The organism is Pseudomonas sp. NPDC096950 (genome assembly GCF_044762525.1).
In the GTDB taxonomy this organism is placed as follows: Bacteria; Pseudomonadota; Gammaproteobacteria; order Pseudomonadales; family Pseudomonadaceae; genus Aquipseudomonas.
In genome coordinates this window covers 222,100-234,681 of sequence record NZ_JBIWEL010000005.1, presented here as the reverse complement: position 1 = coordinate 234,681, position 12,582 = coordinate 222,100, and the positions used below count along the sequence as shown (strand labels likewise).

Below are 12,582 nucleotides of genomic sequence, written 5' to 3'. Positions count from 1 at the left end.
AGAAAAATAAGCCGAAGTAGCGGGAAAACGATGCGCTCAGATCCACACCCATTGACGGTTTACGATCGTCTAACTAACCGGAATCCATTGACGCAGGCTGAGGCCGAAGCCCTCGATCAAAAACTTGACGAAGCGCTCGCCTGCGCTTTGCTGGCTCACTCGGTGCCGGCAACTGACGTCGATGAACTGCGTCTAGAGCTTAGTGATCTGGAGCAGGCATTCCGAGACGCAGCTTGTACGGTCGATTTCCAAGTGATGGCTCGCGATCTTCTAACGGATTGGCTTGCTGCCGGAAGTTGGCTGGAGCCACTTTTGAAAACATGCGCAATTGAAGGAAAAAAAATGATGCGCTGCAAGATTAAATTATTGGATGAATACGCCGCCGATCAACAGCTCGCCATGTGGGCCTTGTCGGTAGGAACGGGCCGCTTTGGCCCACAGGATCAGCAGGGGAAGCCCATGCAGTACTTGTTTATCATCGTTGCCGTTGCCGCCATTGTGATTTATTCGGCCCAACACGATCTGACTACGTTCAGCCAATTTATGGATTATGTGCGCGACGATATGTTGTCGCTCATGTTGTGGCTCGCCGTCGCTATTGTGGCTCTCGGCGCTTTGTACGTCGTCATGCGGATTAACCGAAATAAATAGGAATTCGGTGCCTTGTGGGTGGGTGCAGGACGACTCCGATAGGGCCTGAGTGCGGCAGACAACTGGAGGTGCTAGACCTCCCAGTGAAACCACAGGCGCGCACCTACCACCACACGGCATCAGTTCAAGACAGGGCGACAAGTCCCCCCGTCCACCACCAGCTCCACGACTAAAGGAAAAACGAATGAAGACGTTCGCCATTTTGGGTTTTGTCTCTGCTTTCGGGGCTTTTGTTTGTTCCCCGCTCGCAGCTGCTTCGACTGAATGCAATAAGGTTTGCCAGAACGCTATTGAGGTTTTCAAGACTCCGACTAAATACGACATGTTTATCGGGGATAGTAAGGGGGGAGACTCCATTGTTTACGTTACGTGGACGTCAAAACAGAATCCCTCACTAGCTCCCGTGAAGTTCGGAGGAGTTGTTCATGGCAGGTTCCGCAACACAGTGATGGACGACGTCAAGCTACCGAACAATGAAGATGGATGCGAAGCGATTATTGAGCTTATCGAACAAGGTTCAAAAGGGAAGAAACTCTTCCATGTTCCTGTAAGGAATGTCCTGTGCGATACGCCAAGGCCAGCAAGTGCAGATCCCCAAAAGGAAAACGCGGCGGATCTGCCGCCCAGGTACACCACAAGCCCAGCCTTAAAAGCTGGGCCGAGCCAGTAGAGAGGCGCGGTGATCGCGCCCGAAATGAGCAATAAGGAGCAATACGGCATGAAAGATAAAGAGCCAGACGTATTCGCCGAAGCCGCTGCGCAGATGCACAAAGGATTTCCGGTACTCGTCAAAACCGGCATTCAATATAAGGCTCAGCTGGAGCGCCTTTATCCCAAGGGCGGTGATGGTAAGTCGAGCATCGCTCGGCATCCGACGCAGAATGTCACTGATTTTCTACCAGAAGCTCACAAAGCTCTGTTCGATGCCTTGGAGCGTGTGCTGCTCGATCCGACAGTTGCAGCCTTGCCTCCAATTGAGCAAGCGCGCTTAGCAGCCCAGCTCGTTATCGCAGAGTCCGCTGCAAGAGCTTCTGGCGTGCCAGTTCATGATGCGAAACGCTATCTCGCCGGGCTCACATACGTGAATGACGAAAACGTTGAGGCTGATGGGCTGGAGTCGGGAACAAATGCCCCCTACTACTTCGGTCACTCGATCATCACTGCATTCGAAGCCGGTGCAATCTGGCAGGCCCAGCAAACTAGCGGCTGTAAATAGGAAAGATCCGATGCTAAACAAATCACTTGCAGACCAGTTGAAGGCCCATTGGGCGCGCATAAACAGCCCCGAGTCGCTGGCACTTGCCGAAGGCCTGCGGGCATCGTCCGGTGTTCCTAAAGTGACGATTCCACCCATTCTGCAAACCGATGGGCCTGTAACGGTTCTTGAAGAAGTGTTCGACCTGCCAAGGCTCGAAAACACGACCATCGACGATCAACCGAAGTAGCACGGAATTCGACGCCATGAGGCTGACGAAGAAACAGCGCATCGAGCTTCACGCGAAATTCGCGGGCCGCTGCGCGTACTGCGGGTGCGAGCTGGGCGAGCGTTGGCACGCTGACCACTTCGAACCGGTCATTCGGTTGGCAGATGAGCGCGGGGCCGAGCAGCCAGCGAATCACACGTTCAGCAACATGATGCCCGCCTGTGCGCCCTGCAACATCAGCAAGGGCCGTCAGACGCTTGAAGGGTGGCGTCAGTGGCTGGCCGACCACATCAAAAGCCTCAACAGCTACACGCCGATTTACCGCATTGCGAAGGCTTATGGGCTGATCGTCGAGACGGGAAAACCGGTGGTGTTCCACTTCGAAACCGTGGGTTCGCTGACCCACGGCCAACCGTAGGAAAAATACATGTCATACATGGTGGCTGTAAAAACCTGCGAGTTGGCAGGTGCTGGTCTGGATTGGGCTGTGGCCAAGGCTGATGGCGAGCAGGTCGTCGAGTTCGAAGGCAAACATTCTGTGATCGTCGGATTCCGCCTGAACCCTATTCGAGCGCCTGGCGGTTACACGCCATCCACCGATTGGAGTCAGGGCGGGCCGCTGATCTTCGAACACCGTGTGAACTTACTTGAGGTTAGCGACGACTGCTGGGAGGCATGGGTTACTGGTCGTGAGGATCATCGGTACAAGGGTGGGGATGCGCCGTTTGTGGCCATCTGCCGTGCTGTCGTTGCGTCGCAACTCGGCGATGCCATCGAGATTCCAACTGAGCTTTTCACCGTTCACCGTCCACCACACTCGTGATCCCTATGTATTAGGTTGGTAGTGCTGGCGCTAAGGCAGGGTGAGCTACCTGGCTATTGCCGCTCAAAAGCGAGGCAGTCATTCGCAGCATGTCGGGATCCTCACTGATCTGTGCTAGGCCAACGTAATCGCGAGATGCCATTCTGGCCTCAATCAGTTCTTTGATCGCACTCACCACTGCGCCTGCTGATTCAACGTCGGCCACGACACGCAGGTTTTCCGGGTGACACCCCGTCCCAAAATTGCTGACGCGCCCCATTTCCCAGACGCCCACCGGTCGCTCAGAATGAGAGCCGATTTGTTTAACCCAGCCTTCAATCCATTCGCCGGTCTGCTCGCTTTTAAATGCGCATCTTAATCCGACCTGGATCAGGTTACCGTTCACATCTAGCAGGGGCCGAAGGTCAGGATCGGGATGGATACGCTCCCACCAAAACCCCCTGAGATAAATCGGTTTTGCCGGGAACAGTTCCATGAATGCACGCGTTGTCAGCCGCTCCAATTCATTCACGGTCTCAGCTCGTTTTTTTGCAGCTTGCTTCGCTGCATCAACCGAATTGCCGATTTCAAACCGCGTACCGATATCGACGCGATTAAACGACAGAAACGTTAAGGTCGTTCCTTCGCACTCGATGCTGAACGCTTCAAGCGCCTCGCTCCCACCAAGCTCACACAGAAGCATTTGCTCGGCATCCGTCATGCTTCCGTTCAGTACCTGCGCTGTATAAACCCAAGGCGAATCTACAGAGTCGTCGTCTGTTCGTGATGAGATCTCAACACAAACAGTACTCATCTCGAAAACCCCTTTGGTCGCAGCGACTCGCGGTCACGCTTCCCAGGCAGATAAACGACATAGCGGTAAATAAGCGCCGCCGCCAGCAGCGAGACGCCAATAATCGAAAACGAAAACTTGCTTGGGGATTGGTATAGCAAATATCCGGAAGCCACAAGCGACACCAGCAGCATCGCGGAGGAGAAGAGCGTTACGGATATGGCGCTTTTCGTCTGCATCGCATACATCTCCCTGATGTGATCTTCCCAAACCGAGTTTTCACCACTCGCGAAAGATCTGAGCAGGTTGGCAGTGGCATAACCATGAAAGCGTTTAGCCTCGCTCTGAGCGGGTGCGTTATAGCCAGGCAGGTTCAGCAGGTAACCGTCCAGCAACTGCTGGTGCTCAGGCGGGAGGCTCCCGGCCGTGGCGAGCTGCTGAAGCTGCTCAAAAGAGATCAGGCTCGCGATCTCAGCGCTCGTAGCTGTTGGCCAAAGAGCGGCAACCAGTTCGCCTAACATGTCTCGCTTTTGATTGTCGTTTGATGAACTCGGCAAAGTTTGTGACATTGTGCTGTGATCCCTGCAACGAAGATGTTTAAAGAGTAGGAGCGCCGCCCCGTCTCACGACTTGGGAAGCGTCCGGCCAAAGACGTTTAAGAGCGAAAAATGTGGCCACCATCAAATGGCCTGACACCCGCGAGCGATCCACGAGGATTATGCGCCCTCGGGCTTAAACCACTGAGGCCGACAGTAGCGAATGTTGCAGATCCAGGCTCGTGCAAGACCATCAGCCAAAGGCGGGCCAACGATAAAGTTAAACCACCAGTACCCCGCCAGATAAATCACGGTGAACGTTCCGACAAGTACGGCCGCTACCCAAACACCGCACAGAATGGCCAGACAGATCACAGCCCGCGTGCTTAGCGCCAACATTTTCTCGCGCTTGATCACTTCAATAAGAGCCATGCGTTTCCCCAAGTGTTATTGGATTCAGCTTCTACGAGGGAGAAGCTTGTGAAGAAACAAAACGCTTGGCAGGCGCTCTTCAGTCGCCAGCTCTTCGGCCAGCCACGCTTCTACCTTTTGTAGCGCAAGACCTCTCCCCTCTTTGGTGTCCTCAAGAAGGCTCGCATAAGCATCCACATTCACTGGCTCATAACCGGCCAAGAGCCGGTCGAGTTCATCCGCCCAAGAGGTCGTCAGTTGCACTAAAAAGTAGGAGGTCACAGACGCTACGAGTCCGGTTCCGAACGGAACAACTACGCCGCTCTGAAGCCATACAGCCACAACAAATGCGGTGAAAACCCCAACACCGAGGGCGTACCCCGAGCGCCGAGATGGCAGACCATTCCTATGGGCATACACCGCGCGCCGTATTGCATTCAGTTGGCGTCGGTGCGCTCGTTTACTTAAGCAGTTTTGCAAGTTGGGGCCTCTTCGTTGGGTGCGGCTCGGGCGCTCAGTCTGCTGGCGACATCGCGAAAATTCACCCAAGCCTGCCAAGCAGTAAAAGAGAGAAAAACAAGATCAACCGCAATCGCGGCTGCCTCACTGGGCGACGGAGCAAGATGGGAGCCATTGATCGAAAGCAACAACGCGAATGTCAGCATTGTCGTCAACGTGGAATGCACCACGAGCAACTGTAGGGAACGAGTGCATTGTCGCTGTGTATCGGCCATAGGCGCGCCCTTCTTAAATCCAACCATCCCAAACTCTGCAAATGGTGCTGGGGCTGGATGAAGCTGATGAAAACGGTCAGTGGAGATAGTGAATTATACTTCAGCCCACATCAAGCAATATGTTTCCTGCACATTACCCGCTCGTGCAGCCCCCCACTAACCGAGTGTCATCACCAGTCGTAAGTGGCCAGACCTTCTACGGGATCTGCATCATTGTCGAGGCGAACCCAACGACTGTTATCCAGCAGTCCTTGATTCTCAAGATCCAAGCGCCAGTCTCGGATTTCGGTCAGGCATTGTGGGACAGGCTCAGCATCTGTCCCATACGGTTCGTCGAGGTAAAGGAAGAAACCGCAACCATCGAGCGGTGCGCAGGCACACCAAGGGCCACCGGCCATTTCTAGGCGGTCGTTCACCTCTTTGGTGATGTGCGACAAGCTGATGACCGGAATTCGATGCACTTCGAGTTGGCGAGACATGAATCTTTCCTGTAGTTGAAGCCCGGCCGTAGGGCCGGGGCTGGCGCGGGATGATGAGGGGAGATACCTGTGTGCCCGGCGGGCCGGGCGCGAGAGTCAGGCAGTAACGTCTAACCAGGTGCGCGCATCCGCAATGGATGCGCGGGCAATACGGCGATACTCGCGGGCCTGCTTAGGGCTATTAGCGTGCTGCCAACTGTCGCGACTGGATTGGCGGGCAAGCCTTACGGCGGAGCTGATCTTGCGTTGAGCGAGGGGTGTCATGTTCCTGTTGTTCCGTTCGAGTGTTGACCAGCGGCCGGGGCGTGAGTGGGTGAGCAGCAGAGGGTCAGTAAAGCCCTTCAGCGCCCACTACTTCGATGCCATCCAGCAAGCACTCCTCGCCATCTTCAGGTTCATCCACGACCACATACCCGCCCTCGATGCGGAACGAGATATTGAGATCGGAGAACGCTTCATCCCCCAATACCTGATCAACAAGCGATTGCAGGGTTGGGTAGGTAGCTTGGACGCCCTCCCAAGTGGAAGAAACACGGCTGAACGTCTCGCTGTGTTGGTCATAAGCCGTGTAGCCAAAGAGGACAGCGTCCGAGCCGCGAGTACGGAATTCAGTAAGTTCGATGGTGAGGATGTTCGACATCAGAAAAATCTCAGTGAGTGCTTGTAGGTTCTGGGGAGAGGCTCGGTGCTGGCGCTCACCCCCGGCGAAGGTGGCTATGCTGCCGCGCTTTTAATGCGCGCCAGCTCGATCACGCTTGGCATTTGCGGGTCATCGCAGTCCTTGGCGAGCATGGCAAACGTCCAGCCATTGGTGTATGCAGAAAAGAGCTTGCTCAGGCCCTTCATGTCGCCAGCTTTGCTAGCGCATGCATCCTTAAGGAACTGGGCGTTGTGTGCTGGCGCTGATCCGAGACCAGCCTCGAATGCGGCGACTCCTTGCAGTTTGGCTTGAGCAATTTCCATTTCATGACACCCCGTTTAGGCTTTTGGTAGATGACTGCATGGGGCGTATTGTGAAATATACTTCACACAATGACAAGCAATATATTTCCCTTTTTTTGTTGCGAACCTCTTGCCAATAAAGGGGGCTTATCTCATCGTGTACCGCATCACTCACTAGCAGGCGCAATCAACCATGAAGCACACGAAGGCATGGGCCACGTTCGATTACTGGTTCGAACACAATGGCCACTGGGTATTTGGCACCAACGGCAAAGGCAAAGCCGAAGAGAGCTGGAGCCACCGTGGCATTGAGGGACTTCCCCCATATCCAGGTGCGCGGCACTGACCCGCGCAACCACCGCCCCCATCAAAGCCCCAGCTCAATGGGGCTTTTATGTTTTTATGTGCGCATAAGTAGAAGGTCACCGGCAACCAGGTTGTCTAGGGATCCTGCCCAAGGGCGAGCACGACTGTTGTCGAGCACTTCATGGCAATAGTTACTTTGGACGCCCTACCCCGCCCAGCCCCGCCAGTGACCGCAAATCCTCCGCCGCCCTCCTCATCCAACCCAGCCCGTATAAAGGCAGTGACACGCGGCTGGCGCTCACCGGGTGACCACAGAAAGGGCGCAATGATTTCTGACGTACAGAAGGCGCCAACACTGTGAAATATGTTTCCAAAGCGGCAAGGAATCCATTACTTTATGTCGCCTGCTGGCGGCGCCGGCCGGCCGGAACCCCAACAAACACGACGAAATAATCATATTGATGCTTTTAAAGTAGCTTTTTTAATCTTTTTGATACTCATCGCTTGCGCGGCGCCGGATTTCACAATAAGATAACACCAACTTCAGCAGATAGCCGATATCGGCACTGCACCATCAGCCACACACTGCTCGACGCCTGAGGAGGCAACATGGATAACAAACCTCAAAAGAAAGTTACTTCCCTGCGTGGTTTGCAGGAAAAGTGGGCCGCCGCAAGCAAGAACGATCCGAGCCATCCGAAAATCATTCGTGAGCGTGGCCACGTTGTTCACCCGGATAACCTGTACATCCCGGTTGAAGACAACATCCGCCCGATCAACTGGAACACCGTCCGCGAGTACGCCGAGGCAATGAAGCGCGGCGACGTGTTTCCTCCGATTCAGGTTGATGTCGATTCGGAAGAGCGCATTCGTGTCCGCCACGGTTTCCACCGCGCCTTGGCCAGCAAGATTGCGATTGAGGAAGGCGCAACGATGCAAGGTTTGGACGTTACCGAGTTCCAAGGTAACTCCGCCGACGCCATCTTCCTGATGCTCAACACCGATAATTCGCTGGTCGTTGATCCGGTGTCCCGCGCCGAAGCCTATTTGAAGCTGTTCCGCCAGAAGTTCACCGCAGCCCAAATTGCAAAAGGCATCAATGGCGATGGGGACAAGCCACGCACAGCGACTCACGTAGAGTCCAACCTGCTTCTGGCGATGGCAGAGAATGAAGTGAAGGAGCTTGTCCGTGAAGGTCGCATTTCTGCCACTGAAGTGATCGACATCATGCAAGAAGAGCGTGCCGGCGGCCGCCATCACGTCGAAGTCGTGAACGAGATGATCAAGAACGCCGCCGCCGTGGGCGCTCCTAAAGCCACCAAAAAGCACCGCGCAGCACCAGCAGCTAACACCGGCATCGTTCCAAAACTGCGCATCAAGGAAGTCAGCTCCACGCTCTCCAATCTGGTCGGCATTTCTCACACCCTGCGCGCCGCGCTGGATGAGCAAGCAGTGAACGCACTCTCCGCTTCAGTGACCACTGAGACCGCCGACGCAGCCGGTGAAGCAACCGAAGACCCAATGCTGTCGGTGGCGCTGCCTGCCTCCAAGATGAAAGAGCTGCTCGAATTGCTCGACAAGCAGGCCGCAGTGGAGCAAGCCCTCAAAGGTGGCAACGCTGCTGAAGACGAAGAAGGCGAGAACGCCGCTGGTGCTGAGAAGGCGAACGATGATCAGACCGACATGTTCGAAGCCCCAGAAGCGGTTCAGTAAATGCTGTCTTTATCCGGGCACACCACTTGGGTGCCCGGTCACACCGACCTCACAAGTCGCCCCGGCCCGCCGGGGCCTGTTGAAAGCCATCTTTCTTAAGTCGGCTTTCAACAGGTAGACGAAGACCGTTCCAGGTGCAGAAAAGGAATTACCGATGGGCATGTATGACAACCTTCGATTCAGCTATCCCATGCCCAACGGCTACGTGGGCACTGATTACCAGACCAAGAGTCTGGAGTGCCAGCGCGACCGGTATGAAGTCACCACCAGTGGCCGACTGATGCGCCAGTCGAGCGAACCCGACGAGGAATTTGCTCAGGCGCATCCTGATTACTTTGAAGCGCCGACGGACACACACTTTTCCGGCCAGATCTTCATTACGTCGCTCGCCGGGATAAGCCAGCGATTTGAACTGTTCTTTGTGGCGGGCACCCTTCAGTCGATTCGCGACGTGAAAACGGATCAGTTGAGTCAGTACAGTGTTGCCGATCATATGCGGCACGCACTCTCCTTGTCAGTCAGTGATGCGATGGCCACCGCTGCTCTCGCGGAGGCTATCGAGCATCAGGTTGTAGCAGAGCCTTGCGATGAGGGCGAACGCAACCGGTTGCTCATAGCGATGAAACGTATTCTGCAAACCGGCCTAAGCGCTGGGGTTCCAGAGGCATCCATTTAACCTGGCATTCGCCAACGCATTCATGGCGGGCAAAGATTGATCGCCCACCTTCCCTGCATAAGTTGCCCTACACGTTCCGGAGGCTCACATGAGCGACAAGATCATTCCGAATGGCTACAAGCTGGTACCAATGGATTGCGACGATGACATCGCCGAAGCAATCGCAGCAAATGCCCAGCGCTGCGGCGGTGGCGCTTACGAGATTTGGGTCGCAGCCCTTGCAGCCGCATCCGACGCCCCGCAGATCGAGGTCGAGCGCAAATTTGAAACCCTCGGTGCTGATCTGGAGGCCACACAGCTGGCGCTTGCCTCAGCCGTTGAGAACACTCGCGCGCTTCGCCGTAGCCTGTCGGCAATGATTCAGCAGTTCGCCAATCCTGTCGGTCAAGACAGCACAGATCGCCAGCGCCAGGTAGTGCAAGAAGCATTGGCCGCCCTGTCGGTAACTGAAGCCACCCCGCCACCATCCCATAATGGTGAAGACGATTTCAGTCACCGCGAACAAGAGGCGGCCGGTTCCAACGCACAGCCACCTGTAGGCTGGGTACATTGCTCCCCCGCCTGGCTCCACGCTGGCGGCAACTGCGGCGAGGCAGAGCGCTGGCACGCTGGCGGGGCTATTGGCCCCCATTTCCACCCACCAGTTGTTGACGCAGCCACTGCCCACTGACAGCGGCCGCTGGCGCTGAAACCCAACACGAACAAGTAATCAAGCAGGAAATGACTCATGAGTGAGCAAACAGCGGCAGACGCTTTGCGTGCAGAGTTCGAGGCAAGTTACACCGAAGAGCTGGTGCGCCGATGCGGTGAGGGGTTCCGCTCCACGGTCGAGCATAAGCTGAGCCTGAAGGCCCCCGACGGCGAGTACGAGGGGCATCCAGAGTCCATTGCTTTCTGGTCTTGGAAGGCGTCGCGGGCCAACCTTCGGATCGAGCTGCCAGCCACGGGCACATTGCTCACACCGGGTTGGAATGAAGCCGTTTACAAATGCCGCGAAGTACTCGAAAAAAAGGGGCTGCCGGTCGCTCCGTAAGCATCGCACCGGGTGCCCCACCATATTCGGATCCGGATGCGCACCTGGGCGTGCCCGAATCCGTCCCCACTCGCTTTACTGCCTCCCACGGCTGCTGATCCGATCAGGTGACAAATGAACCAATTGACCAAACAAATCCCTGCCTGCGGCTACGAACGCCGCGATTGGGAATGCCGCGAGGGCGGGTTCCTCTTTGATGCGGGATCCGGCGAGGGCTGGGATCCTCAGGACGAAACCCACATCTGCCCGTGTTGCCGGACACGCGATTACCTCGAATCGAAGAAGGAAGATGCTGAGTCTTGCAGCAGGTGGTCTGACTGCGGCGCAAGCGGTACCGGCCTTGATATCTGGATCGCTGCTGAGCGCATATCGCTTGCAGCGAATGAACCGGCAGCGCGCAAGGCATTGGCTGAAATCGGTGTAGTGAAAGCGCTGGAAGCGAACGACAGCGCTCAAGGCTTTGCCGAGGTTCTGTGCAACACGGCGCAGCAGTAGCCGCCTTAAAGTGATCGCGGCCCAACCCCGCAGGTTACAGGGCGTGGCATCTCCCGCGCCCAAGAAGGTGCGGGGGATACTGACGTTCAACTCAAGGCGGATTAGAGGCGGCCACCCGCCTTTACTGCGCACCTCACTTCTATTCAGACGCCTGATCGGGTTCAGGAAACGGCGGATCGAATGCCACGTTTTTGATTGGCGTCCACTCAGTCCCGGCTCGATCCAGCAGAACCATGCGATTCATCCAGTCGATGCCCAGCACATGGTAGACGCCCGCATCCCCCTTCACTTTGGCACGGTATTCCGGCACTGGTGGCATGTTCCCGTATTTGCTGCGCTTGGCCATCAAACCCTCTCTTGTATTGTGATTCTGCTATCGACAGCCGACTGACGAAGTCGACCAGGTACAGGCCTCGGAGGACCAAGCTTGACTAGGCGCAAGCTGCGAGCATCGCGCGCAGGGTTTTGTCGCGATCAGCGGCAGAGTAGACCTCCGCCAGCTCTGCATCATTCCACGGACGTCCCTCGAAGATCTTGTCCAGTTCGATGGCTCGAACCTTGAGGTTTTGGAGTTCAGCGTTGATTTGCTCTTTTGTCATGTGGATCACCTGGTAGCTTAACCAGCATTAGCTGGCAGTGGTTGCTTCAGGTAATTGTATGGGAGCTGGCGCAGGAAGAGAAACATATTTCTCACAAAAAGAGGAAATATACTTCTTTACCACTTGTGAAACATACTTCATACTCCTGCACTCTTAACCAATTCAAACACCAGCCGAAACACTGCTTTCGGCGAGCACCGAGATTGTTTGGCATGAGTAACCACATCATCAAGGAACGTTCCGAAGTTCCACTTACCGCCGACCTCAACGCTGGCGCTAAGGCGGTTTGTGTTGAGCTGGCGAGCGGGTACTCCGCATGGGGCTTTGCGAGTAACTGGTCAGAAGCCGAGCGCCTTGCTGTCGCTGAAGCAAAGTGCCTCGAACCCCATGCCGTTAAGGTCATCCGTAACACCGTTAACAGTCTCTTCATGAAAGCGGTCATCAGACGGAAGGGATGGACAACGCAAGAAGCCACGCAGCATGTGAAAGGCTGGCTCACCAGTGGGGCGAAGGGGTCAATTCTCGATTACCTGAAACCACTTTGAACATCGCCCGGTAACCGGGCGATCACCACCTCACCGCTCCTTGCTGGCGCTGCGCCGCCGTCCGGCCGCGATGCAATCGCCACCGCTAACCACGACCGGCGCGCCATCCGCCGACGCCCTACAACATCGTTTTGATGCCTTTGTACCCAATTAACACATCACTTTGATTATCTACCTGTTGCAGTGAAGTATATTTCACATTAAACTCCTCCCCCATACCAATCAAATAGCTTAGGGGATGATTCGATGAGCACGCTTCAAGCATGGTTTTGCGAGCAGTCCTACTCGTTCCAGGCAGGCTTTCAGGACTATCGCGGTGGCGAACAGTTTTCGCGTGATCGCAATCAAGAATGGCAGCGCGGCTGGAATTGGGCCAACTGCAACAACATCTCGCGCAGCCGCTGAATCAAGGGTAGGACTACAGATGGACATTGAGCAGTGCA

General features: G+C 55.6%; 23 protein-coding genes. 14 read left to right on the top strand and 9 right to left on the bottom strand.

Going from position 1 to position 12,582, the window contains the following annotated elements; all coding sequences use genetic code 11:
- The first annotated feature begins 87 nt into the window (after positions 1-87).
- From ACIQY3_RS12000 to ACIQY3_RS11975, 6 genes are all read left to right on the top strand, one after another.
- Entirely contained in the window at positions 88-651 is a 564-nt protein-coding gene (locus tag ACIQY3_RS12000; protein ID WP_403019564.1) for a hypothetical protein, read from the top strand.
- A gap of 184 nt (positions 652-835) precedes the next feature.
- Positions 836-1,321 carry a hypothetical protein gene (locus ACIQY3_RS11995; protein WP_403019563.1) on the top strand — a complete coding sequence of 162 codons (486 nt, stop codon included), beginning with the start codon at positions 836-838 and terminating at the stop codon, positions 1,319-1,321.
- 48 nt (positions 1,322-1,369) lie between these two features.
- Positions 1,370-1,867 carry a hypothetical protein gene (locus ACIQY3_RS11990; RefSeq protein WP_403019562.1) on the top strand — a complete coding sequence of 166 codons (498 nt, stop codon included), beginning with the start codon at positions 1,370-1,372 and terminating at the stop codon, positions 1,865-1,867.
- Between the two features lie 10 nt (positions 1,868-1,877).
- The gene (locus tag ACIQY3_RS11985) at positions 1,878-2,096 is read left to right on the top strand and encodes a hypothetical protein (protein WP_403019560.1); all 219 of its coding nucleotides are present in this window, start codon (positions 1,878-1,880) and stop codon (positions 2,094-2,096) included.
- A gap of 16 nt (positions 2,097-2,112) precedes the next feature.
- Positions 2,113-2,493: an HNH endonuclease gene (locus ACIQY3_RS11980; protein ID WP_403019559.1), complete on the top strand. Its 381-nt coding sequence runs from the start codon at positions 2,113-2,115 to the stop codon at positions 2,491-2,493.
- Between the two features lie 9 nt (positions 2,494-2,502).
- The gene (locus ACIQY3_RS11975; RefSeq protein ID WP_403019558.1) at positions 2,503-2,898 is read left to right on the top strand and encodes a phage protein NinX family protein; all 396 of its coding nucleotides are present in this window, start codon (positions 2,503-2,505) and stop codon (positions 2,896-2,898) included.
- A 10-nt stretch (positions 2,899-2,908) separates the two neighbouring features.
- Here ACIQY3_RS11975 and ACIQY3_RS11970 read toward each other — a convergent pair whose 3' ends face one another.
- The 7 genes from ACIQY3_RS11970 to ACIQY3_RS11940 form a co-directional block, all read right to left on the bottom strand.
- Positions 2,909-3,691 carry a hypothetical protein gene (locus tag ACIQY3_RS11970; protein WP_403019556.1) on the bottom strand — a complete coding sequence of 261 codons (783 nt, stop codon included), beginning with the start codon at positions 3,689-3,691 and terminating at the stop codon, positions 2,909-2,911.
- Positions 3,688-4,239 (bottom strand): hypothetical protein, encoded by a 552-nt coding sequence (locus ACIQY3_RS11965; protein ID WP_403019554.1) that lies wholly within the window; start codon positions 4,237-4,239, stop codon positions 3,688-3,690. Before ACIQY3_RS11965 ends, ACIQY3_RS11970 begins: the two co-directional genes overlap by 4 nt.
- Before the next feature lie 147 nt (positions 4,240-4,386).
- Positions 4,387-4,638 carry a hypothetical protein gene (locus ACIQY3_RS11960; RefSeq protein ID WP_403019552.1) on the bottom strand — a complete coding sequence of 84 codons (252 nt, stop codon included), beginning with the start codon at positions 4,636-4,638 and terminating at the stop codon, positions 4,387-4,389.
- Positions 4,639-4,662: 24 nt separating this feature from the next.
- Complete coding sequence (locus tag ACIQY3_RS11955) at positions 4,663-4,899, bottom strand: hypothetical protein (RefSeq protein ID WP_403019551.1); 237 nt, start codon at positions 4,897-4,899, stop codon at positions 4,663-4,665.
- Positions 4,900-5,521: 622 nt separating this feature from the next.
- The gene (locus ACIQY3_RS11950) at positions 5,522-5,830 is read right to left on the bottom strand and encodes a hypothetical protein (protein ID WP_403019550.1); all 309 of its coding nucleotides are present in this window, start codon (positions 5,828-5,830) and stop codon (positions 5,522-5,524) included.
- A gap of 328 nt (positions 5,831-6,158) precedes the next feature.
- Positions 6,159-6,470 carry a hypothetical protein gene (locus tag ACIQY3_RS11945; protein WP_403019549.1) on the bottom strand — a complete coding sequence of 104 codons (312 nt, stop codon included), beginning with the start codon at positions 6,468-6,470 and terminating at the stop codon, positions 6,159-6,161.
- 74 nt (positions 6,471-6,544) lie between these two features.
- Entirely contained in the window at positions 6,545-6,793 is a 249-nt protein-coding gene (locus ACIQY3_RS11940) for a hypothetical protein (protein ID WP_403019548.1), read from the bottom strand.
- A 172-nt stretch (positions 6,794-6,965) separates the two neighbouring features.
- Between ACIQY3_RS11940 and ACIQY3_RS11935 the strand changes: the two genes are divergently transcribed.
- The 6 genes from ACIQY3_RS11935 (at position 6,966) to ACIQY3_RS11910 (ending at position 10,995) form a co-directional block, all read left to right on the top strand.
- The gene (locus tag ACIQY3_RS11935) at positions 6,966-7,118 is read left to right on the top strand and encodes a hypothetical protein (protein ID WP_403019547.1); all 153 of its coding nucleotides are present in this window, start codon (positions 6,966-6,968) and stop codon (positions 7,116-7,118) included.
- A 569-nt stretch (positions 7,119-7,687) separates the two neighbouring features.
- Positions 7,688-8,791, top strand: coding sequence for a hypothetical protein (locus tag ACIQY3_RS11930; protein WP_403019546.1), 1,104 nt, complete (start codon positions 7,688-7,690; stop codon positions 8,789-8,791).
- Positions 8,792-8,945: 154 nt separating this feature from the next.
- Entirely contained in the window at positions 8,946-9,467 is a 522-nt protein-coding gene (locus ACIQY3_RS11925) for a hypothetical protein (protein ID WP_403019544.1), read from the top strand.
- A gap of 88 nt (positions 9,468-9,555) precedes the next feature.
- Positions 9,556-10,137, top strand: coding sequence for a hypothetical protein (locus tag ACIQY3_RS11920; RefSeq protein WP_403019543.1), 582 nt, complete (start codon positions 9,556-9,558; stop codon positions 10,135-10,137).
- Positions 10,138-10,194: 57 nt separating this feature from the next.
- Positions 10,195-10,500: a hypothetical protein gene (locus tag ACIQY3_RS11915; protein WP_403019541.1), complete on the top strand. Its 306-nt coding sequence runs from the start codon at positions 10,195-10,197 to the stop codon at positions 10,498-10,500.
- A gap of 114 nt (positions 10,501-10,614) precedes the next feature.
- The gene (locus ACIQY3_RS11910) at positions 10,615-10,995 is read left to right on the top strand and encodes a hypothetical protein (RefSeq protein ID WP_403019540.1); all 381 of its coding nucleotides are present in this window, start codon (positions 10,615-10,617) and stop codon (positions 10,993-10,995) included.
- A gap of 139 nt (positions 10,996-11,134) precedes the next feature.
- Here the strand turns inward: ACIQY3_RS11910 and ACIQY3_RS11905 are convergent, their stop codons facing one another.
- Together ACIQY3_RS11905 and ACIQY3_RS11900 are read right to left on the bottom strand one after the other, a co-directional pair.
- A complete protein-coding gene (locus ACIQY3_RS11905) occupies positions 11,135-11,341 on the bottom strand; it encodes a hypothetical protein (protein ID WP_403019538.1) in 207 nt (68 codons plus the stop codon).
- An 85-nt stretch (positions 11,342-11,426) separates the two neighbouring features.
- Positions 11,427-11,594, bottom strand: a complete 168-nt coding sequence (locus ACIQY3_RS11900; RefSeq protein ID WP_403019536.1) for a hypothetical protein — start codon at positions 11,592-11,594, stop codon at positions 11,427-11,429.
- Between the two features lie 212 nt (positions 11,595-11,806).
- On the opposite strand from ACIQY3_RS11900, the gene ACIQY3_RS11895 reads away from it, so the two are divergent.
- Positions 11,807-12,139 (top strand): hypothetical protein, encoded by a 333-nt coding sequence (locus tag ACIQY3_RS11895; protein ID WP_403019535.1) that lies wholly within the window; start codon positions 11,807-11,809, stop codon positions 12,137-12,139.
- Positions 12,140-12,385: 246 nt separating this feature from the next.
- On the top strand, positions 12,386-12,544 hold the full coding sequence (locus ACIQY3_RS11890) for a hypothetical protein (protein WP_403019533.1): 159 nt from the start codon (positions 12,386-12,388) through the stop codon (positions 12,542-12,544).
- Positions 12,545-12,582 lie beyond the last annotated feature (38 nt).